17 protein-coding genes are annotated in these 22,224 nt (G+C 31.7%); 7 read left to right on the top strand and 10 right to left on the bottom strand.

Annotated features, from left to right (window positions below; translation table 11 throughout):
* Positions 1-65 precede the first annotated feature (65 nt).
* Complete coding sequence (locus EG348_RS03150; protein ID WP_123980595.1) at positions 66-2,030, top strand: T9SS type A sorting domain-containing protein; 1,965 nt, start codon at positions 66-68, stop codon at positions 2,028-2,030.
* Positions 2,031-2,115: 85 nt separating this feature from the next.
* Here EG348_RS03150 and EG348_RS03145 read toward each other — a convergent pair whose 3' ends face one another.
* Positions 2,116-5,313 carry a hypothetical protein gene (locus EG348_RS03145; RefSeq protein WP_228414829.1) on the bottom strand — a complete coding sequence of 1,066 codons (3,198 nt, stop codon included), beginning with the start codon at positions 5,311-5,313 and terminating at the stop codon, positions 2,116-2,118.
* A 186-nt stretch (positions 5,314-5,499) separates the two neighbouring features.
* On the opposite strand from EG348_RS03145, the gene EG348_RS03140 reads away from it, so the two are divergent.
* Both EG348_RS03140 and EG348_RS03135 read left to right on the top strand, forming a co-directional pair.
* On the top strand, positions 5,500-6,321 hold the full coding sequence (locus EG348_RS03140) for a T9SS type A sorting domain-containing protein (protein WP_123980593.1): 822 nt from the start codon (positions 5,500-5,502) through the stop codon (positions 6,319-6,321).
* A 223-nt stretch (positions 6,322-6,544) separates the two neighbouring features.
* Positions 6,545-7,411 carry a lamin tail domain-containing protein gene (locus EG348_RS03135; RefSeq protein ID WP_123980591.1) on the top strand — a complete coding sequence of 289 codons (867 nt, stop codon included), beginning with the start codon at positions 6,545-6,547 and terminating at the stop codon, positions 7,409-7,411.
* A 51-nt stretch (positions 7,412-7,462) separates the two neighbouring features.
* Here the strand turns inward: EG348_RS03135 and EG348_RS03130 are convergent, their stop codons facing one another.
* The 8 genes from EG348_RS03130 to EG348_RS03095 all read right to left on the bottom strand — a co-directional run bounded on the left by EG348_RS03130 (position 7,463) and on the right by EG348_RS03095 (position 16,966).
* Positions 7,463-10,285 carry an aminopeptidase gene (locus EG348_RS03130; protein ID WP_228414828.1) on the bottom strand — a complete coding sequence of 941 codons (2,823 nt, stop codon included), beginning with the start codon at positions 10,283-10,285 and terminating at the stop codon, positions 7,463-7,465.
* Between the two features lie 52 nt (positions 10,286-10,337).
* Complete coding sequence (pyrF, locus tag EG348_RS03125; protein ID WP_123980588.1) at positions 10,338-11,717, bottom strand: orotidine-5'-phosphate decarboxylase; 1,380 nt, start codon at positions 11,715-11,717, stop codon at positions 10,338-10,340.
* 167 nt (positions 11,718-11,884) lie between these two features.
* Positions 11,885-12,232 (bottom strand): YkvA family protein, encoded by a 348-nt coding sequence (locus tag EG348_RS03120; protein WP_123980586.1) that lies wholly within the window; start codon positions 12,230-12,232, stop codon positions 11,885-11,887.
* An 85-nt stretch (positions 12,233-12,317) separates the two neighbouring features.
* On the bottom strand, positions 12,318-12,857 hold the full coding sequence (locus tag EG348_RS03115; RefSeq protein ID WP_123980584.1) for a TlpA family protein disulfide reductase: 540 nt from the start codon (positions 12,855-12,857) through the stop codon (positions 12,318-12,320).
* A gap of 173 nt (positions 12,858-13,030) precedes the next feature.
* Positions 13,031-13,594, bottom strand: a complete 564-nt coding sequence (locus EG348_RS03110) for a thioredoxin family protein (protein ID WP_123980582.1) — start codon at positions 13,592-13,594, stop codon at positions 13,031-13,033.
* Between the two features lie 15 nt (positions 13,595-13,609).
* Positions 13,610-14,680 carry a chorismate synthase gene (aroC, locus tag EG348_RS03105; protein WP_123980580.1) on the bottom strand — a complete coding sequence of 357 codons (1,071 nt, stop codon included), beginning with the start codon at positions 14,678-14,680 and terminating at the stop codon, positions 13,610-13,612.
* A 50-nt stretch (positions 14,681-14,730) separates the two neighbouring features.
* Complete coding sequence (locus EG348_RS03100) at positions 14,731-16,365, bottom strand: LIC_10190 family membrane protein (protein ID WP_123980578.1); 1,635 nt, start codon at positions 16,363-16,365, stop codon at positions 14,731-14,733.
* 55 nt (positions 16,366-16,420) lie between these two features.
* The gene (locus EG348_RS03095; RefSeq protein ID WP_123980576.1) at positions 16,421-16,966 is read right to left on the bottom strand and encodes a YMGG-like glycine zipper-containing protein; all 546 of its coding nucleotides are present in this window, start codon (positions 16,964-16,966) and stop codon (positions 16,421-16,423) included.
* Positions 16,967-17,276: 310 nt separating this feature from the next.
* On the opposite strand from EG348_RS03095, the gene EG348_RS03090 reads away from it, so the two are divergent.
* The gene (locus EG348_RS03090; protein WP_123980574.1) at positions 17,277-17,726 is read left to right on the top strand and encodes a hypothetical protein; all 450 of its coding nucleotides are present in this window, start codon (positions 17,277-17,279) and stop codon (positions 17,724-17,726) included.
* Positions 17,727-18,090: 364 nt separating this feature from the next.
* Here EG348_RS03090 and EG348_RS03085 read toward each other — a convergent pair whose 3' ends face one another.
* Positions 18,091-18,918: a glycosyltransferase gene (locus EG348_RS03085; RefSeq protein WP_123980572.1), complete on the bottom strand. Its 828-nt coding sequence runs from the start codon at positions 18,916-18,918 to the stop codon at positions 18,091-18,093.
* A gap of 599 nt (positions 18,919-19,517) precedes the next feature.
* Between EG348_RS03085 and EG348_RS03080 the strand changes: the two genes are divergently transcribed.
* The 3 genes from EG348_RS03080 to EG348_RS03070 all read left to right on the top strand — a co-directional run bounded on the left by EG348_RS03080 (position 19,518) and on the right by EG348_RS03070 (position 22,224).
* Positions 19,518-20,813, top strand: a complete 1,296-nt coding sequence (locus tag EG348_RS03080; protein WP_164463247.1) for a phage integrase SAM-like domain-containing protein — start codon at positions 19,518-19,520, stop codon at positions 20,811-20,813.
* Between the two features lie 79 nt (positions 20,814-20,892).
* A complete protein-coding gene (locus tag EG348_RS03075; RefSeq protein ID WP_123980568.1) occupies positions 20,893-21,834 on the top strand; it encodes a hypothetical protein in 942 nt (313 codons plus the stop codon).
* A gap of 105 nt (positions 21,835-21,939) precedes the next feature.
* Complete coding sequence (locus EG348_RS03070; RefSeq protein ID WP_123980566.1) at positions 21,940-22,224, top strand: helix-turn-helix domain-containing protein; 285 nt, start codon at positions 21,940-21,942, stop codon at positions 22,222-22,224.

Below are 22,224 nucleotides of genomic sequence, written 5' to 3'. Positions count from 1 at the left end.
AATTTATTTTAAATTTTTATTGAATATTTTACATATATTTATAATCAAATCCAAATAACGATACCATGAAAAAAATTCTATTTTTTATTGCTGTAAGTGCTGCTGCAGTGAACTTAAATGCACAAGTAAGTTTGGCTGCTACTTCAGGCACAACAACGGGAACCTATACTACATTAAAAGATGCATTTGACGCAATTAATGCAGGAACACATCAGGGAGCTATTAATATAAGTATTACAGCAAATACTACAGAAACAGCGGTGGCTGTTTTAAATGCAAGTGGAGGAACAACAAATTACACTTCTGTTGCTATAAAACCCGCAACCGGAGCAACTCCAACTATTTCAGGAAATTTAGCAAGCTCAACGCTCGTAAGAATTCTGGGAAGTAATATTACATTAGACGGAAGTAATACACCCGCAGGAACAACGCGTGATCTTACATTTACCAATACAGCTACAACAGCACCGCAGGTTATTAACTTTATAGCTACCTCTGCGGCGGCAGCAAATACAAATATTGTTGTTAAGAATTTAAATATCGTTAATGGTATTAATACTTCTTCAGCTTTTATCATGTATGACGGAAATACAACGCCTACGGGAGGATATTTTAATAATGTTACTCTTCAAAATAACTCCGTAAAAAAATCTTATATAGGAATGTATCTGTTTACGGCGATAGCTGCTGGTAACGGAGCAAATACATTGGTTACAGGTAATGATTTTACTGCGACCGGAGCAGATGCTAACCGATTGGTGGGGATATATTTACAAGGATTAGACGGAGCAACAGTTACCAATAATACGATTGGGAATTTTGAAACCGCAAATGCCGAAATTAAAAGAGGAGTTTGGTTTGCGACTGGAACGGTGAATTCATCAATAACTTCAAATACAATTACGAATCTTGGATATACCGGTACCGGCGCAGGAGGAGCAACAGGAATTACGGTTACATCCGGAAATACGGGGGCATCAGCAGCTGCTAATGTTATCATAAGAAGTAATAATATTAACAATTTTACGTCAAGCGGAACGGGTACTATCTTTACCGGAATTTATGTAGCGGGTACAGCTACGAATGGAGTAATTATAGATAAAAATAAAGTAAGTACCATTAAAAATACGAATATCAATGGCTACGGCTCTCAAGGTATTTATGTAGCTTCTACAAATCCTGCTGCAAATACTTTGATATCAAATAATATTGTAAATGGTGTATCAGGATACGGATACGCTGCAGGTGGCGGAGTAAATGATAACGGTAACGGAATTGTAGTCGGCACAGGCGGCGGATATAAAATATATTACAATACTGTTGTAATGGATGCGAGCCAGACAGTGGCAGGAAGACCTTCAGCATTCAATGCTTTGTCAACTGTTACTACTGCGGGAGCAATAGATTTAAGAAATAATATTTTTGTAAACAGCCAAACACAGGCTGGCGACAGATATGTGCTTTATTCTGGTGCTGCAAACACAGTTTTCTCCAATATTAATTATAATGATTATTATTCATCGGGAGCAAATCTTGGGTTTATAGGTTCTGCAAGAGCTGCTTTATCAGATATACAAACAGGTTTTGGAGGCAACGTAAATTCTCTCAATATTCTTCCTGCATTTGTTTCTGCTACAGATTTTCATTTAGCATCAGCGGGTAATTCTACTCTTGATAATAAAGCAACACCGGTTGCAGAAGTGACAGTGGATGCTGATGGAAATGCCAGAAGTGCAACAACACCGGATCTTGGTGGCTATGAGTTTACTACAACTGTTTTAGCGGTACAGGATGTTGCTAAGAAGAAACTTAATTATTATCCAAACCCTGTGGTTGATTTTATCTCTATTAATGATGTGAATAAAATCAAAAATGTAGAAGTATATAATACGATAGGACAAAGAGTGATTGTTGAAAATGTAAATTCAGATAAAGCATTAATAGATATGAGAAAAGTACCTGCTGGAACTTATATCTTGAAAGTTAATTCTGAAAAAGAATCACAATCCATAAAAGTTATAAAAAGATAAAACCAAATAGAATTAAAATTATGACCCGGCTTTTAAGTCGGGTTTTTTGTTTTTGAAATGTAAGGGTTGAAGTTTTAAGATTAAATTAGAAACTCGCTTTCACCTGCATACTCCCGATGTGTATCGTTCTGTCTCCGGAATTTCTTCCCTCGTAATTTAAGTTTAGTTGTAAGAAAGAATTGATCGCCTGTTGAATGAAAACACTCCAAACTTGGTTTTTTCCTGGTTTTAAACCATCCAACATTTGGTTTCCAACGATACTGAAGTTATTTCCATTAAAATTATTGTTAATGAAAGAGAAATTCCCTCTGATGGAAGTTTTCTTGCGATCCCACTGTATCGTTCCTGTGATGTCAAAGGCCTTTAATAATTCCTCACCATCCATTCTTTGTTTTTGACGGAAAGCAGACGATAATTCAGCCTGAATGGCATCCGTAAATTTATAGGTTGCTTTTGGTTTAGTCTCAAAATTATTCAAACGATAATCTCTCGTAGCAAAAAGCTGGGAAGAGTTTTGAATATCATGAACGGAGTTTTCCCAATCTACCCTGAATTCTTTATTAAACCAATATCCAACATTTAAGAAATGAGAAATTTGCTCCCTTTCTTCATTACTGAAATTAGCATTGATGAGGTTGTCGTTGGAAATAAAACGGTAGTTACCATTCCATCCCGATTTTTCTGTCGGACTGAACTGAACCGAAGCTAATATATTTTGATTTTTAAGAATTTGGTCAGCATTTTTTTCAAAAGGATTTATTACCAAGACCTTATCTTTTTTGTAGAACGAGTTTTGAGAATTTAAGGAAATATTGAAATTCCAACGCTTTAAAAATTTATTTTCAGAATTAAAAACAATAGAAGGATTTACGAATAATGCCAACTGAATTTTGTTCTTATTGGATGCAATATATCGTACAGAATTGGTGTAAACTCTAATGTATTGTGCTAGATCCGAATATTCTGCAATTTCAAATTCGTCAAGCTGTTGAACGCCATCCCCGTTATAATCGGTCCATTTATAAATACCCTGTCCGTCTGTAACTTTTAGATATTGAAATTCTCTTTGCGCTTCCTGTCCGTTTCCTAATTCATAAAAAGCCTGCAAGCGCATACCATTTCTGAAAAGCTGTTGATTATAAAGAATGTTTCCTACCACGAAATCATTGTTTCTTGATACATCAATATCCTGATTTTGATAGAAGAATTTTCTGTAATGAACTAATGCGTTTAAGGTTGTTTTTTCTGTTTTAATAAGCTGACTTTCCACCATAACTCCTAAAATATTATTCATATTTTGAAGTCTGTTGTCGCGTACAGAGTCATTATCTCTCATGTAAACTTTCGCCAATAATTTAGTTCTCGTACTGTCACCGATTTTCTTCTGAACAAATAGTTCTTTCCAACTAAAACTTGTAACATCCATCAACTGGGTGTCATTATATTTTTTCTCGTTGTGTTCCATACTTCCACCGACTGCCCAGCTTCCTTTTGCGCCTGTGAATTCTGTAGAAACACCACCTCTAATGAATTTCGTATCCTGCTGAATAGCATTAGTATTTAAATAAGATAAATTTCCTTTTGTGAAAAATTTTCCTTTGATCCAGCCAAAATCCAGATCATTCTTCATTCCTTTATAAGAATCTTGCTCATCAAGATAATTGATACGGTAGTTTAAGGTAGATTTATTATTCCATTTATTTAAAAAGCTGAAAATAAATCTGTTTTGCGTTCTTCCACTGAATTCCTGAGCCAAGTTGAAATCTCTTGAAAATTCTACATCATTAATTCTGTCTAAAATATGGAATTGCTTATCTATATATTGATACTCAAAACTTGGAGTACCTTTCCAGTTGTTTTTTGTGAACGTTTTATTCCCGAAAATACGACCTGCATAGCCAATATTTTGATCTGAATCTTTTGAAGAGAATAAGTTTAAATCATAATTACTTAATGAAAAATCAGCTCCAATTTTTCCGTCTTTTAGTAAAAATTCAGAATTTACAGAATATACCTGAGATTTTTGTGGCGAAGGCAGTTTTCTTACGGCTCTGTAATCTCCTGCATTCGGTCCTACATATTCAAAAACACGACCGTTATTGGTGGTCTGCGTAATTTTATAATCTCCAAGATTGATTCCGAAATAGGTGAATGAAACCTGATAAAGCGTTTCATTAGGATCGGTGGAAAATTCGTAGAAGTTTCCATTACCGTTTTGTGTCAATTTATATAAAATCTTATTGACATCATATTCGGTGATCACGCCTGACGGAGCGTACATTAAATTAGGATCATTTCCTGCATCTGCCAGGATCTGTTCATCCTCTTTAGAAAGATTAAGCGCTAAAGGAGCATTTTTGTTATCATTTTCCATGAACCAGCTTAAGCCCACCTTCATTTTTTCTCTCTTATGCTCAAGTTTTCCTGTAAATAAATATCTCGAATAATTTCTATTCGCATAATTATAAGAAATAGTAATGAAATTTTGCTGGAAAATAGGTCGGAAACTGGTAAAAGTTACCTCACCTGTATTATAATTAATGATATAATCCTGGTTTTCGCCACGTTTCATTAAAATACCATCAATAAAAACCTGTTCAGAACCTGAAATTAAGGTGATAAACTGTTCACCGTTTTTACCGGTTAAACGATAAGGTCCCTGATTTCCTTCAACCCCTTGAAAACGAACTCTATGAAACTCACTTCGAGCCACGCCCATTGAAACATCTACAAAAGTTTTATTGTCCTTTCCAAATTCTGTCTGGAACTGAAGTCCCATACTTCGTCTTTGGTACTTTGCGAAATAGTTTTTAGATTCATTAAGATCAAGATGTCCGGCTCTAAGAATAGATTTATCCTTAATATTAAGCTGCATGTAGATCTTATCAAATTCCTCCAAAGTTTGCGTGTATCCGTCTGCCTGAATAGGTAAATTATGATCCGAAATACTGGCCAGAATAGTTACATCTTTAGAAAGTCTCCCGGAAATTTGCAGATCCATCGAACTTTGTACAGACTGCCCCTGATTGTTACCAAAAGTTATCCCTCTAATAATTGAACCTTTAGAATTTAGTTCTCCTAAGAATCTTTTTTTATCATTTTTAGCCAATACAGCTTCATCTACAATAATTCTGTTGCTGGTTCTTACAAAGTCTAAGGTATCTTTTGTGAAAATGTCCTGTTCTAGTCTGGCAGCAAGAATACTGTCCTTTTTTATACTGTCTTCCGGAATATTGGGGTTTTTCCACGAAAAGACCTGAGCATTTCCCAAGAATAGGCCCATAAAAAACAAAGAGAATAATAGGATAAAATTCCGCAAGCTTTTAATAATAATTGGTAAAAATACTTAAAAAATGTTAATGGTAAGCCTTTTAGCGTTATTAACAAAAAATTAATCCAATTATTGTATTCAATAGAAAAAACAATGTAATTTTGTGCTGTAAATTATTAATAATTAAAAATTTAAGTTATGAAAAAAATCTTTACTATTTTAGGGATTGCTATTATTTCGTCTGCAAATGCTCAGATTGTGATTAATGAAGTTTATGGAGGAGGAGGTAACTCAGGTGCTCCTTACAAAAATGATTTTATTGAGTTGAAAAATATTGGTTCATCTTCGGTTACTTTAACAGGAGCATTTATACAATATGCATCAGCAACGGGAACTTTTAATGGAGGAACAAGTACACATTCTTTACCAAATATAACTTTGGCTTCAGGACAAACTTATTTAATTCAGGAAGCAGGAGGTGCAAATGGGGTAGATTTGCCAACTCCAGATTTTACAGGTGCAATTAACTTGTCTGGAACGGCTGGTAAAGTTGCATTAACTTCTAGCAGCACGGCTGTGACTTCTGCAACAAGTACTAACGTAATTGATTTTGTTGGATTTGGAGCAACTGCAAGTTATTTTGAGGGAGCAGCAGCTGCACCGGCACCATCTAATACAACTTCAATTGCTAGATTTAGTGGGGATACTAACAATAATGGTGCTGATTTTGTATCAGGTACACCAACTCCACAAAATTCTAGTACAGGAACTTTAGCTGTTTCTGATCTATCTAAAGTAAAAGGAAACTTCGTTAAAAACACTTTCGTTAAAAATGAAGGAATTACTTTCGGATCTCAGGCTAGAGATGTAAAAGTTTACAATATGTTTGGTCAAGTTGTAAAAACTGCTTCTGTAAAAGAAAATGAAACTTTAAATGTTGCTGAATTATCAAAAGGTAACTACATCGTTACAGGAACGGTAAATAACCAACCGGTTTCTCAAAAAATCTTGAAAGACTAATCTGAAATAATTTTTAGATATATAGACCGCTGTTTCATTGAAGCAGCGGTTTTTTATTGAATTAAATTTACATTAAATAAAATGTATCAAGTATAAATAATATTTATTTAAGTGAATTATTTTATGTTTTGTTGAAATATTTTAATATATTATTGATTTTAATGATGTTATTTCGGTATTATTTTTGCTTTTTCATGATAACATCACACAAAATCGTATTATTATGAAAAAACTTTTTACTATTGTCGGATTACTTTCGACGGTTGCATTAACGAATGCTCAGATTGTTATCAGCGAAATATACGGCGGCGGCGGAAATTCGGGATCAACATTGAAGAATGATTTCATAGAACTGAAAAATATTGGTTCGGCGGTAGCTACTTTAACAGGGGCGACCATTCAATATGCTCCGGCTACAGGAGCTTTTACTCAATATCATAATTTACCGACCATTACTTTGAGTCCAGGACAAGCTTACTTGATTCAGGAAGCAACTGGCGGTGGCGGAACTGTTGATCTCCCAACTCCGGATTTTATTGCAACTACTGTTATTAATTTTAACGGAAATCCAAATCCTTCTGTCGGAATCGGAATTGCTGTTACCTCAGGTAAAATTGTCCTGGCGAGTAATGCAACACAGGTTACAGGACCTACGGCTACAAATGTATTAGATTTTGTAGGATATGGTTCTACAGCGGATCAATTTGAAGGGCCGGGACCTGCGCCATCACCAACCACTACGACTTCTATTACAAGAATCTCGGGTGATACTAACAATAATGTAGTAGATTTTACCATTGCGACAGCTTCTCCGGGTAATTCTTCCGGTGGGACATTAGCGGTTTCGGATATTTACAATAATTCCAGAAAGTTCAATTTCATCCAAAATGGATTTGTAAAAGAAAATGAGCTTATCTTCGGTACTGAAGTGAAAAATGTGAAGATCTATAATTCAGTAGGAGCTATTTTAAAATCAACTTCTGTGAAAAATATTTTAAGTTTAGATGTTTCAGATTTACCAAAAGGAAATTATATTGTCACAGGAACAATTGATAATGAACCTGTTTCTCAGAAAATATTAAAAGATTAAATTTAAATAATTTTTGTACATAAAAACAGCTGCTATTTGTAGCTGTTTTTTTTAATACCATCCTCTTCTTGCCGCATTGATGATCGATCCTAAGTTAAGAATCAATGTATATCTTATACGTTTTGCGTAATCTTTAAATGAAGGCTCAAATCCCAAAGAAGACTGAATAGGGAAGTACACTTCCAGAAAATCAGGAATTACTCTTACTTTTACGCCTGTGTCCCAAATAAATTGTGTAGGTTGATCTTTATTTTTATAAACACCTGCATCAGCATATACATGGAATATCTTCCAGACACTTGAATCTACATTCACAGAAGTGATCCATTTGTTAACACTTCCCGGAATGAATGATTTGAAACCACCATCAGCCAAAATAAACTGCTGTGACAAGATTCCGCTGCTTGCACTTTGTCCTAAAAGATTATAGGAAAATGAATAATCTGAAACTCTGGAAATACCATAATTGAAGGTATTATTTCTGGTTTCATTTCTCAGGAAATAGCCTCCGAATAATCTTACACTTAATTTTTGTTTTGGAGCAAATTCCCATCTGTAAAAAGCTTCGGCGGTGATCTTGTGGAAATCTTCCATCCCTTGTGTACTTACGCTTAAACTTTTTTCGTGGATCATCTGACTGTCGGAATATCCGTAGCCAACACTCCAAAGATTATACTTATCGTAATCACGTTTAGCGATCATTGCCGGGCTTAGATCACGTTCAAAATAATTATAAGAAATACCAATTCCTCTGCTTACCGTACTTCTAGGATTTTTCCTGAAATTTATATTAGAAAAAATAGATGCCTTTCTGTAAGCCAGATCATAATCATAATGAAAGTAAGATCCGGAAACTCCAAAGGTTAAACTTCTGATAATACTTTCGGCAGGTAAAAAAGAATAGGAAACAGATCCTGAACCAGTCAGTTTTCCTGTTCCTGTGCTATAAGTAGGAGTTACGGAATACAAAAACTTCTGATCAAAAAAAGATTGATTTTTAAAATTAAATCCTATCAAAAATTTATCATACGTATTATTAAAGCGTATTCTCGGACTTACATAAATTTCGTTGAATTCCGGATTTGGAATATCTTTTATCAGTTTTAATTTGATTCTTTTCGTGTTTGAAAAGAAACCTTTAGCATAAAGAAAATTATCTCTATACTTCGATTCCGGAAAAATAAAGTCGTTGTTTAAAGTGATCTTGTAAATATCTAAAGCGGGAATAGAAAACATTTTTGTCTTTTCGTTTTCATCAGTTTCTATCCAATATTCTTTTTTCTCTTTTTCCTTTGTTTCAGTTTCTAATTTAACGGGAATTGAAGAAAGTGTATTTCTGTATATTTTGATATTTAAAGAATCATCTTCTTTTTTAAATCTTTGTAATTTAAAATTAACTCTGTTTTTATGTTCAAGGAAATCAGTCAGATAATTTGTTGTTTTATCTTCTTGAGAAAGCTTTTTTAAGAAATCCTTTGGATAAATTTGCTTATCGGTATTTTCAGCTATATAATTTTTTAGTAGAGTATTGAATTTTTCATAACCCATTTTGTCGGCTGAATAATTGAAGAGACTTCCTGTTTCAAAACCACTTATTGCCATGTCATTAAAGTTGCTTAAAACAGTAAATTTTTCATCAATTTTCTGATCAAGATTTTGAGACATGATATATTGATACGCCAAACCATAGCGGTCAACTAATTTTACATTGGAAGCATGAAATAACTTTAAAGGTTTCACACCAAATACTTTAGTCTCGGGTAAAGTTCCTAAAAGCTTAGTTTCGGGGTAAAATTTATTTAAATATTGAATTTCAAGATATGATTTTAAACCGTTTTTGAACCAATGGTTATCCAGCTTGTCTGTAATAATACTTTCATCAAGAACTTTTTTAGCTATAATGCCGAAATAATCCATATCAGTCTTTTCAGCTTCTGTGAATAATCTGAATTTGAATTTCCAGAACGTGATATCATTGTTTCCAAAGAAATCTTCTTTATCTCTGAACTTGTCTGAAATAAAAATTTTTTCAGGAACAGAACCTGTTTTTTCTTTAATGAATTTTAAATGTAACGGTAAATAAAATTCTAAATTCTGTTTTTCTTCCGGTTTTAGATTATATCCAAATTTTACTTCTGTGTTAATATCCGAAGTAGTAATTTTTATGGAAGGAAATTCATTTTGTGAGATCAAAAATTCAGGATCAGAATCCAAATATCCTTTAAAAGAATTCATCTGAATCTGCTGAAGGTTACTTTCGATAAAATAATTTACGGGAATGTCAAAATTGATTGTCCAGTACGTATTAAAGCTGATAGATTCTTCAATATCATGGTAATTTCTCTGAGAAATATTGTCCGGATCAAAATGATCCGGAACAATAAAGAAATATTTTAAAGCTATATTTTTATCAGATGTTCCGTAGCCTGTAAATTTTTTATCAGGCAGCTGCATCTGATATTGCAGTTGTAATTTTACACTTTCACCAGGTTTTAAAGCCTTAGTCAAAGGAAGAAAAAGGTTCTCTTCTGAAATGTTGTTTACAGAAATTTCCTGATTGTCGGAACTTTTAATGTTTAAACTTAAAAGTTTTCCCTGTTCTTCAGGTTTTGCGAAATGCAGATCATTATTTCTGTCTTCGAGCTTTCTGTAAACCAATGAAGTTCCTCTTTTTTTGTACGCTGAAACCCAGTTTAAAAGTTTTACGGTATCTAAATCTTTTTCAGAATTATTGTAATAAACAATTTCCTGATTAATGTTCAGCGTTTTTTTATCCGAAGACAATTTTGCTTCAATATAAATGCTGTCTTTCTGCGCAGAAACTTCTACAACACCCAAAAACAAAACAAGACAAATACTAATAACGTTTTTCAAAATTCTGATAAAGTACCAAATATAACTTATTTTGAATAGATTTCGTAAGATTTTAGTTCTGAATTGCTTTTTTTTCTAAAGAATTTAAATAGGCGCTCCAACCTTCGTTTTTATACGTGATAGAAGCCTGTTCAGGGTTATCAGATTTATAAATTCCTCTTCCTACAATGATGAAATCTGTGTGAAGGGTTTTAAATACATGCTCCGGAGTATTATATTGTTGTCCTTTTCCGTCTCCTGAATCTGCCAGATTCACGCCTGGTGTAAATAATAAGATCTCCTCAGGAATAGGGTTTTGAGAAACACCTCCGATTACATTTGGGTGAGATAAGGCTACTTTAAGAGCTTCTTCTCTATAACTGTTTGTTGTTAAAGTTCCTTTTGAAGACATTCCAATGATGGCCACAACACCTACGTTTTTGAAGCAATCCAACGACTCAAAACCTCCGATAACTTGAGATGTTACAAAATCTGCCCAATCTGTAATTTTAAAAACTCCGCTTGTGAACTGTAATTCCTGAGTATTTCCGATGTCGGCAAATTTTCTGTCCTCCATTAATAAGAACTGATATTTTGTAGCCAATGCTTTTAATGGAACGATTGTTTTTTCGTAATCGAAATCAGAAATAATATCGATGTGCGTTTTTAATGCAATTATATTTGGACCTACTTTTTCTGCCAGTTCCAACAATTCCTGGGTTGTGGTAACGTCTGCAGAAGCGATAAGGTTTGATTGTTTTGCTAAAGCTGTTTCTAATAATTTTTTAGAAACCGAATGTTGAGCATTTTGTAATTTCTGCTCATAAGAACATCTTGTTTTTTCTTCAAACTGAATATGATTCCCTTGAAGAAAATCCTGAATTCTTTTTACTTCTTCATCACTAAGATCTCCTGTTTCCTGAAGAATCTCGCAAACTTCTGAAATATTGAAAAGTGTGTGAACTCTGAATCCTCTGCTTTCTAAAAGTTGTTTTCCGCCTTGTTCTCTGTCTAGAACAACAACGATGTCGGCAACTTTAAGGTCTTCCTGCTCGATTTCACCAATAGTTTCTACTAAAGATTTTCCTGACGTAATCACATCTTCTACCAAAAGACAATTTTGTCCTTTTTGGTAAATTCCTTCAATCATTTTTTTAGTACCGTAATCTTTTGCTTCTTTTCTTTTGATAATCAACGGAATGTAGCTTTCCAAAGACATAGCTGTTGCCATCGGAAGTGCAGCGTAAGGAACTCCGCAGATCAAATCAAAATTATCTAAAGGAAGCATGTCCAATAAATAATTAGCAAGACTTTTTAAAATTTTAGGATCTGAGGCTAAAGGTCTTAAGTCTACATAAAACGGACTTTCAATACCACTTTTTAAAGTGAATCTTCCGAATTTAATGATACCTAGCTTGTAGCACTCCAAAAAGAATTCTTTTTTACTTTCCATTATTTTTTATTAGATGTTGCAAATTTAAGGATTTGGAAGCGAAAAGTAGAAATGAAAAAGGTCAATTGTCAATTTTACTTCGTAAGTTAATTGTGAATGATAATTATTAGCAATTAACACTGAAAATATTTTACAAAAAAACCATTCCGAAAAGGAATGGTTTTATACTATTTTATTAATTGCGCGTCAATTACTTTAGTCTGACCCGAGCTGTATTCTTTTTCGGCTTCCCAAAGTAAAAACTTGTCTACTTCTTTTACCAGTTTAGGAATCGTTAATGATAAAACTGCCAAGTCATCTAAAACTCCTAAAACAGGTATTGCAACCTCAGGAAGTAGATCGATCGGTGAGATCACATAGACAAGACCTAATAAAGGAAGAATAATATCAATTGAATTGACAGGATAAGCTCCTTTTCTCCACATTTTTATCATCCTGAATATATCAGGAATTTTTTTTACGAAACCTTTATGGCTAATGGCTTCTTTTGCCAGATTTAATTTTGAATACTTCATTGTGTGTTTAGTTTTAAAATAATTTTTTTCAACTATACAAATTTCGCAAATTCCGTACCAACTCAATAAAAATTTTAGTTAAATATTACTTAATAATATTATCAATAAATTGATGGGTAGATTCTGTGTTCCAATCTCTTGATGCATCTTCTTTGATTAAAATTCTACCATTCTTATCTAAAAGAAAAGTAGTTGGGAATACCTTTGGCAACAGCTTTTCTGAGATCGGACTTTGAGCAATATAAACAGGAACATTATATTTATTTTCTTCTAAAAACTTTCTTACAGCAGGTTCTTGGTCATTCATTGCGATTAATACAAAATCTACATTTCCTTTTCTGGTGTCATATAATTTTTGAATTGAAGGCCACTCTTTTCTGCAAGGCGGGCACCAGGTTCCCCAGAAATTCAGGAAAACAGGTTTGTCTTTAAAGTTTTTAAGATTCGTACTTGGAACGTTGATTCCTTTTAATTCGATATCATAATCTTCTTCGCTGATGTGTACTGCATTTTCAATCGTTGCGATCGGGAAAAACATATCTTTAAGAGTATGCTTTACTCCCGGAACGAAAGCAATCACACCGATAATGGCGATTAATATTATATAAATTATATTTTTTTTCATTTTTACTTTTTAATAAAAATTGTAAATCTTAAACTTAGGAATTTAAACATAATATTTGTCATTCCGGAGGAATCTCAACAAAGTGATTAGTAATAAATTTTTAACAAACTCAGCTTAGATTCCTACGGAATGACAAACTATGTGCATATTTATTAGTAATTAATATTTAATAATTAAAGCAATTCTAAAATCTCCTGAACAGCATCTTTACCTCTGTTTTTAGCATAATACAATTGCAGATCATTATAAAACTGATCTTTTGTATATGCTTCAGGATCGGCTTTATATTTCATTAACAATTCCTTTCCGAATTTTGGACGAGGTCCCCAAGAATTTTTTACGTTAAAATCTTTATCCAATATAATAACTTTCGGGATAGATTCTGTTCCGTTGGTTTGAAATTGACTGATCAGACTTTTATCGCTGTCTCTTAAAAATATTCTTACTTCGTTGTGACCTTCGAAAAATTTAATCAAAGCAGGAACAGTTGCACTTGCATCACCGCACCAAGTTTCAGAAATGATTAAAATTTTTCCGTCGAAGTTTTTAGATTCTAATTCTTTTAATTGTTCTTCATCCGGAGTGTACTTTTTTAAAGTTCTTTCCATTCTTTGAAGTCCCAATTCGTAATATTGTTTATAATCTTTGTCCTGTTCAGTGGTTGGATTTTCTAATCTTTCTCTTCCTGTATTTACATACTCTTCGAAAGAAATTCCTTTATCCCAGTAATTTTTCATACTATTAATTTTATATTAAAAATTATTGATGTTTCTTGTTTTGTTGATCAAAAATAAGTCTGCTAAAACGAAAGCTGCTAAACTTTCTACTACAGGAACAGCTCTTGGAACCACACAAGGATCATGTCTTCCTTTTCCTTCCACGATAGCAGGATTTCCGTATTTGTCAACGCTTTCCTGAGGTCTTAAAATCGTAGCCACAGGTTTGAAAGCAACACGGAAATAAATATCCATTCCATTCGAAATTCCACCTTGAATTCCTCCAGAAAGATTAGATTTTGTTGTGAAATCTGTGTTGAAACCGTCATTGTGCTCACTTCCTGTCATTTTAGCTCCGCAAAATCCGCTTCCATATTCAAAACCTTTGCAGGCATTGATATTTAACATCGCTTTTGCTAGTTCTGCCTGAAGTTTAGAGAAAATAGGTTCTCCAATTCCGACAGGAACGTTTTTAATTACACAAGTAATCGTTCCTCCGATCGTGTTTCCTTCTTTTTTGATCTCTTTGATTCTTGCGATCATTTTTTCTGCTGTTTCTGCATCAGGACAACGAACTTCATTGCTCTCGGTTTTAGAAAAATCTAAAGCCTGATATGGTTTTTCACAGAAAATATCGCCTACAGAAGAAACGTAAGCGTTGATCTCGATATCTGATAAAAGTTGTTTTGCAAGCGCACCAGCAACAACCCAGTTGATTGTTTCTCTCGCAGAAGATTTTCCACCACCACGATAGTCTCTGATCCCATATTTTTGATCGTACGTAAAATCTGCATGACTCGGACGGTAAGAATTGGCGATGTGATCATAATCTTTTGATTTCTGATTTTCGTTTTCGATGATAAAACCAATTGGAGTTCCGGTGGTTTTTCCTTCAAACATTCCTGAAAGAAATTTTACGGTGTCACTTTCTTTTCTTTGTGTAACAATAGCCGATTGACCTGGTTTTCTGCGATCTAATTCGTACTGAACTTTATCAAGATCGATTTCCAAACCTGCCGGAAAATTATTGATGATTCCACCATAAGCCACACCGTGACTTTCTCCAAATGTTGTAAGACTGAGAAGATTACCTAAAGTATTGAACATGATACAAAATTACCGATTTTTCTCCACATAATAAAGTTTCCGGATTGGTTCTATTTATTGGTATTTTCGATAGTATTGATAACGTTTTGGGCTTCTTTTTTCTCTTTTGGAGTCATTTTTTTCCAGATAAATCCTTTTTTGATATTGTTTTCATCAATAAGTTGTGGAAAAATTTCTGCTTTTACATCATCAGAAATATAACTTGTAGAAATTGCAGGAAGTTGTGTGTCAAAACTAAAAGAATATTTTTTTGAAATATTAAACTTCAAATTTCCGACTTTTTGCGTGCTGAAATTATTATAAATATAGCTTGATGGTTTGTATAATTGTTCTTTTTCAAATGTTCCCATGAATTTGCTTAATCTAAAGCTTGGCACATATTTTTGAATAAGATTCGGGAAAGATAAAAATCCGACGAAAAATATACTTAATGATATAAAAACAAAAAAAGCTTTCTTTTTGGTGAAATAATTAATGAACATTACAAAAAATATCACAAAAAAAACATCAATAAAAAATCTGTATTGTGCAGAAAATAAAAGAACTAAAACGGTTTTTATGATTAATGAAATACAAATCAGCGTTATGATTTTATTTTTTTTAATAACTGTAAAACATATAAAGATTAATAGGCTTACAATAAAAAGAATGTTAATTTTTGATTTAATACCATTTAATAAAAGCCAGTTTTTAATGTAATCGATTGTAGAAAATTGCTGAATTTCCTGATAAGAATATTGCATATCATACGTCTTCAAAATAGCATATTGAGACGAGATTTTTAAAACTTCGGGATTGGGTTGCCAGTTAACTCCCAAATCGCCGATTGAAACCGGGAAAATCGGATAACCGAAAGTCCAGATATTTTTAATGAAAAATAAAATAAGAATTAAAGTCCCAAAAATCAGACTTTTAAAATTTGACTTAATAATAAGAATAGAGTAGAGGAAACTTAAAATTGGAAGCCAGATCATCGTAGGTTTTATGGCAAAAATAAAGACTGAAAATCCTATTAATAACGACGCATTTTTATTTCCTGAAAGAATCTCTTTTAAGATAATCAATGAAAAAATAATGACAGGCAAATCCGGGCTTGGGGATTGTGAAAATAATAGAAGAATTGGAATGAAACAGTGTTGAATCCAGCTTTTCTTTTCAGTAATATAAATTGTGTAAACAATTAATAAAACAGCATTAATTCTTAAAAATGGATCTGAAAAATTTGAGAATCCAGCTTGGAAAATATGCCAGATAGACATTTGTCCCAACGTAAGATCAAGATTTGAAATACCTTTTACCAGTCCGTATTCTGTGAGCCATTTTATGGTCGGAACATAATAACCGAAATGATCTAATATATAAGGATAATAAGAACTTGCTAATAGGATGACAATTGAAATGAGTGCAATTGAAATTACATCTTTTCTTGAAAATATATAGAAATTTTCATATAATTTCTCTTTAAAAAAATAAAGCAGCCCTAATAAAATAGTAACAATTTCTACATAAATATTAAGAGGAATAAAAAAGGCAAGAATCGTCCATATTAAACTGATTCCCAATATTCCGGAAAAGATTTTAGAAGAAATTCCTTCAAATAAAGAACCTGAAACATTTTCCATAATTTTCCCGAAACCCAGCAAGGTTGGAATAAGGATAATCGTTGAAAGCAGAATTAAGATCATAAAAAAAGATTGCCTAAAAATAAGCAATCTTTTAAATTTATTGTGAAAATATTAATTATTTTGGTTGAACTCTACCATCTTTTCTGTCACCGGCTCTACCAATTGTATAGCCTGTTGCACCACCAACTACACCTCCAATCACGGCACCAAGACCTCTGTTTTTCTTAGCAATGATCGCACCTGCAGCAGCACCACCTACTGTACCGATAATGGTACCTTTTGCAGCTTTACTCATCCCCTTTTTCTTGGTTGCAGTGGTTCCTGTAGAACTGTTTCCGTTATCTGCGTATGTTCCATTGTTAGAGCTAGAATTTGATTCTCTATCTCTGTAAATGGTTTTTGTTTCTCTTATGACCTGTGGTTTTGAATTATTGGCTGCAGTTTTAGCTTTTTGAACTTCAACTATGCTGTCTGCTTTTTTTTGAGCTTCATAAGCCATTTTTTCTTTTTCAATGGCTAATTTTTGCTTCTCTATTTCAAGTTGTTTTGACTGAAATTCTATTTTCTGCTGTTCAAGAGACTTTTCAGCTACTTGATCGTCTTTCTTACAGGCCGTCAATAAAAAAACTGACAAAAGCCCTGTTAATACTATATTTTTCATAACTCAAATTTTAATAAGGGTTGTTTTAGTCGAATAGACTTTAACTGTAAGAATATTTTCAATTATGAAGCCAACCTTTAGTTAACTAATGTTAAATATTCTAAAAATATATTAAAATGTTGTTTTGCTAATTGTAAAATTGGGTTGATGTTTATTTAATTTTGAATGAATTTAAGTTTCATTATATTTTTCTACATCTTTTCTACATGCGTACTTATTTCATATCGATTTAATATAAACAAATGTTAACTGTTGATTTTCATTGGATTAATATAAAATTTATATTTTTGAATTACCAAATTATATTAATATGAAAAATTCAATAGTTAAAATTTTAGCTTTTGCCGCATTGGCTACAATCTTTACAGGTTGTTCTTCAAACGATGATCTTATGATGGATTCTCAGGCAAATGTGAATACTAAAAAATCAAAAGAGGTATCAAAAACAAAGACTTATCATGTACGTTACGGATTACTTTCCAGTACAGGTACTAAAATCCTTTCCGGCAATTATGATGTAGGAAGTTTTGTTGCCACAAATAATGTTACGGGAGAATCGTATGACACATATGCAAGTGGAGGATTTCAGTCTTTACCCAAATATTATGACGGAATCCCTGCCGGAACTTATACTTTTACCGCGATGCAGGGGCAAGGTGGTTGGGTTGGTTATGGCTCGGTGGTAGGTGTGGTTTCTGACGCTCAATTAGATGTAGATGGATATGTTACAGTTTATATTCCTATTGCATGGGAAGAATAATAAAAATTAGTTTATATTTGCAATGGTAAAATCTTAGTTTGTAAATATTTTTTATAAAATGTTGTCTATAAGTAATTTTTATTCGCTTATATGTGAACTAGGTACTGAATTAGGATTTTAAGATAAAACCTTTTTATTATAGATTTATAATTAAAAAAGACTAATAAAGTAATGCAAATTACTTTTTACGATATTCTATTCGGGTTTTCATTTCCGGATAGATTTTTTTCATCATTTGTGTTTTTACGGTCTCCCGCAAGGGAGACCTTTTTAATGAATATTAATAAAGGAATTATAAAGATTGGGAATAAGTAATACAGTCAAAATTTGTTTTGTAACAAATATTTTCATCGGTTTTTAGAATCTACATGAATGCTATATTGAGTTTATTTCTTATCCTAAATAAAGGCTCTGTCTGATACTCTAGAAGTTTATAGATCTCGTCTGCGTTAGTAAATTGATCTGGAACGTTTTTACCGTGAATTTTTTTAATTCCTCTTCGTTTCATGGCTTCATGAATCACTTTTGCAAAAGAATCCTTTGCATCTTGCTTTGAATTGTGTTGAGAAATTCCATCCGCATGAAGTCTGTACTTATAAAGATTTTCATTAATAAATGATACATTTCCTAATTCAAGAATTTTAAGATATAGATCCTGATCTACTGCACTTTTCAATTCAGGATTAATTCCTTTTGTTTTAAAATATACTTCTCTCTTGAAAGTGAAAAAATGAGCAAACTGTATAGGACAATTAAAAAAATAGATGTCATTAAAAATTCTTTTTGTGGCACTAAAAGTTTTCTGAGGATTCAAGTGTTCGTCACACATCATCATTTTCGAATAAGTAGCAACAATTTTATTGTTAAATAAATATTCTTCGGCAGATTCTTCCAAAGCTCTAGGATAAAGTGCATCATCAGGATCCAGATATGCACATATTTCTCCTGTTGCATACTTCATGCATTCTCTTTTAGTGTAGCCGCAACCTTTGTTTAATGGGTTTTGATATAGTTTAAAACGGTTGTCATTACCTATGATGCTCTTAATTATTTCAACAGAGTTATCAGTTGATGCGTCATCTACAATTATAACCTCCCAATTTTGATATGTTTGACCAATAATTGAATTATAGCATTCAAGAAAATATTTTCCGTTGTTATAATTTGCAATAAGAATAGATATTTTATTCATATTTGAGTGAATTATAATTCTTTTTCAAATTTATTAATTAAATTAATTTAAAATCATGATTTAAATCAATGTTTATTTGTAAATAATTTAATATTTTATAGTTAATAATGCTGTTTGGATTTATTTTATGGATTATATATTTTAATTGTTGAATTGTAAGCGTTTATTGATTTATTTTAAACTTTTTTCCATAATTAAGTAATAGAATTAAAAATAATTCCATGAAATCTTTATAATGATATTTTAAAAATGCTGAAAACTTTGCCGTAGGTGAAATGAAAATATTTAGCTGTAATTTTTATATTTCCTTCAAACAATTATTATTTGTATAGTAAAATAAGGAGACATGTTAAAGGTTACATTTATTTGCAGTGTATAAAATAAAAAAACCTCTAATCAATCGATTAGAGGTTTTTGAGGTACCTAGCGTACCTGAATATTGAATTTTAAAGCAATGGTAAGATTGTATATGCTACGTTATATGTTTTATTTATAGTTGTTTATAGTGTTTTTAAATTGCAATAAGATTCAATAGATTTCAATATGGTTGAAATATGGTTGGAATAATTTGTATATTTGAATTATTAAAAATACAATTGATGGCAACAGTTAAATTTCGCGTATTGCATAATTCAGATAATGCTCAAATATATTTACGCTTTTCATTAAGTAGAGAAAAAGTTTTTCAAGCTAAAACAGGTAAAACAATTAATCCAGCATTTTGGAGTAGCAAGACAGCAAGACCAATTCAAAAACTTCCGGAATTTAAAAATTTAGCTTTAGAGCTTAATGAATTAGAAACTTTTGTAATGAAAAGTTATAACTCAGATTATGCAAAAGGAATTATATTTTGTAAAGAATGGTTAGAGGAAAAAATAAATTCTTTTTATAATCGTATTGATGAAAAAATGGATGATAGTATTCTCTTAATTTATCTTTCAAACTTTATATCTTTCAAAAAAAGCATCGCTTCTAATACCAACAGTACTATTGGGAAGTATAATAACTTAAAAGATAGATTTACAGATTATCAAAAGAATAAGAAAAAAAAATATTTGATTGAAGAAATCAGTGCGAAGGTTTTATTAGAATTTAAAAACTATCTTATTGTCGAATGTAATCTATTAGATACTACGGCAACAAGATTTATTAAAAACTTTAAAACTGTACTTTTTGATGCAAGAAATAATGGAAAGCAGATCAATCATCAAATAGCAGGGTTTAGTACTGGAACGACTAATAGTGAGCATAAAGTATTTCTGTCTTTAAATGAAATTGAAAAAGTAAAAGATATTATTACTTTAAATACAGATTGGAGGATTGCTAGTGATTGGTTAGTGTTAGGATGTTATTTAGGACAAAGAGCTAGTGACTTGCTTAGAATGACAAAAAGAATGATATATACTAAAACAGATTCTGGAGGGAATTCATTTAGATTCATTGAAATTACACAACAAAAAACAGGAGAGAAAGTTGTTATTCCTTTACATCATGAAGTTGAAACTATTTTAAATAAATATAATGGTGATTTTCCTCCAATATTTGCTGATAATCCTGATTCAAATTCTACTTTATTTAACAAACATATAAAGAAAGTATGTGAATTGGCAGGTATTCATGAAATTGTAAAAGGGAAAGTTTACAATGAAATTACCAAAAAGAATGAAATTGTAGAAACTGAAAAATGTAATTTAGTTTCGTCTCATGTTTGTAGACGTTCATTTGCTACAAACTTTTATGGAAATAAATTGTTTACTACACCTCAGCTTATGAGTATTACAGGTCATAAAACAGAATCTATGTTTTTAAACTATATCGGTAAGACTGCGGATGATTGGGCTATGCAAACGGCTCAGACTTTTAAAGAATTGTCAGAAAAGCAAAAGACATCATAATTTATCAGCGTATTTTTCAAAAAAAATTCTATATAATCTTACATAGCAAAAATTATTATTAGACTTAGAATACATAATCATGAAAAAAATATTTGTTAAAAAATACAATCAGACAAAGCTAAATAACTTATTAAATCTTAATAATATGGATGATTACCATATTCCTTTATATGATAATTTTGATAGTTTCAAAAATGAATATTCGAAAAATTTAAAAGAATACTTAAAATATAATCCCACTGAAGATGAATATGCATTTATAGGGGAAAATTTATTTAATAAATATGATAAATATAAAGTTCATCCGTTGGATTTTAAATTTACATTATCTGAAAGGAAATATGGAACATTTATAGATGTACAATTTGACACTTTAAATTTGAGTAATATATTACGAGAAGCTATCAAAAATTATATTTTAAGATGTTATAAAAGGAAAATATTTTTATTTCCACCTCAATTAATTAATTGGGATGAGACGGTTACGCATAAAGGAAATAATGTATATATAGTTCATTATGAAAAAATAACAAATGAAGTATTAAAAATACTTTTAGAAAGAATGATGAGTATTAATTCAGAACTTTACTTAACCGATTTATCTCGTAAATTTCTTCATAGTTATGCTTATATAGAAAACAAGTCTATTAAATTTGATTATTCTAGATTTATCAAGAATGAATATATTGAATATCATAAGATCGCCAAATTCTTAATAAATAGAGCTGAATCTCTCCAAGCCTCTAAAAAAAAGGAAAACATATTAAAAATAAAATATAAGAATCCTCAAAAATTAGCTTTGTTACAGGAACTAGGTTTTTTCGATCTGCCTATATTTACAACTCTTGGCGAAGCAAAAGCAAATGAAATTACAGGAATTTTATTGGATGCTGACCCAAAAGAATTTGTTTATAAAAATAGACTCAACTTAAAATCAAAATCACCTAATTACCAAATCGAGAAATATACCTCTTATCAATATCTTGAAGAAATGAAAAGGCTTATTTCTAATACTGATTAAAACATATTGCAATATCATACGGGAGTGAAATGGGAGTGCTTTTGCACTCCCTCAGTTTTCAATACCTATAATTTTGTGTCATAATAACAAGGTAAAATTATCATTATGACACAAATTCAATTTATCGGCACAAACCCGACCGACCTGATCACAGAATTAAAAAATTCTTTGATTCCTGAACTAACGGTACAACTATCTGCCAAATTCCAACCCATCCAACCCACCGAATATCTAACACGTTCGGAAGTCTGTAAACTCTTAAAAATCGATTTATCAACACTCCACAGATGGAGAAAGGACAAGATGATTCCAAGTTACGGATTTGGCAACCGTGTGTACTTCAAACGAAATGAAGTAGATCAGATTATTAATCAAAATAAATTGAGTTAA

The organism is Chryseobacterium sp. G0201 (assembly GCF_003815655.1).
GTDB lineage: Bacteria > Bacteroidota > Bacteroidia > Flavobacteriales > Weeksellaceae > Chryseobacterium.
Note: the sequence above shows the minus strand (reverse complement) of the source record. Positions and strands in the feature narration are given on the sequence as shown.

Bases quoted from the DNA above. Each gene is read 5' to 3' on its own strand.
- EG348_RS03135 (WP_123980591.1), top strand. From the start codon at position 6,545: ATGAAAAAACTTTTTACTATTGTCGGATTACTTTCGACGGTTGCATTA.
- aroC (WP_123980580.1), bottom strand. From the start codon at position 14,680: ATGTTCAATACTTTAGGTAATCTTCTCAGTCTTACAACATTTGGAGAA.
- EG348_RS03080 (WP_164463247.1), top strand. From the start codon at position 19,518: ATGGCAACAGTTAAATTTCGCGTATTGCATAATTCAGATAATGCTCAA.
- EG348_RS03120 (WP_123980586.1), bottom strand. From the start codon at position 12,232: ATGAAGTATTCAAAATTAAATCTGGCAAAAGAAGCCATTAGCCATAAA.
- EG348_RS03070 (WP_123980566.1), top strand. From the start codon at position 21,940: ATGACACAAATTCAATTTATCGGCACAAACCCGACCGACCTGATCACA.
- EG348_RS03145 (WP_228414829.1), bottom strand. From the start codon at position 5,313: ATGGGCCTATTCTTGGGAAATGCTCAGGTCTTTTCGTGGAAAAACCCC.
- EG348_RS03110 (WP_123980582.1), bottom strand. From the start codon at position 13,594: ATGAAAAATTACTGGGATAAAGGAATTTCTTTCGAAGAGTATGTAAAT.
- EG348_RS03085 (WP_123980572.1), bottom strand. From the start codon at position 18,918: ATGAATAAAATATCTATTCTTATTGCAAATTATAACAACGGAAAATAT.
- pyrF (WP_123980588.1), bottom strand. From the start codon at position 11,717: ATGGAAAGTAAAAAAGAATTCTTTTTGGAGTGCTACAAGCTAGGTATC.
- EG348_RS03140 (WP_123980593.1), top strand. From the start codon at position 5,500: ATGAAAAAAATCTTTACTATTTTAGGGATTGCTATTATTTCGTCTGCA.
- EG348_RS03115 (WP_123980584.1), bottom strand. From the start codon at position 12,857: ATGAAAAAAAATATAATTTATATAATATTAATCGCCATTATCGGTGTG.
- EG348_RS03095 (WP_123980576.1), bottom strand. From the start codon at position 16,966: ATGAAAAATATAGTATTAACAGGGCTTTTGTCAGTTTTTTTATTGACG.
- EG348_RS03075 (WP_123980568.1), top strand. From the start codon at position 20,893: ATGAAAAAAATATTTGTTAAAAAATACAATCAGACAAAGCTAAATAAC.
- EG348_RS03100 (WP_123980578.1), bottom strand. From the start codon at position 16,365: ATGATCTTAATTCTGCTTTCAACGATTATCCTTATTCCAACCTTGCTG.
- EG348_RS03150 (WP_123980595.1), top strand. From the start codon at position 66: ATGAAAAAAATTCTATTTTTTATTGCTGTAAGTGCTGCTGCAGTGAAC.
- EG348_RS03090 (WP_123980574.1), top strand. From the start codon at position 17,277: ATGAAAAATTCAATAGTTAAAATTTTAGCTTTTGCCGCATTGGCTACA.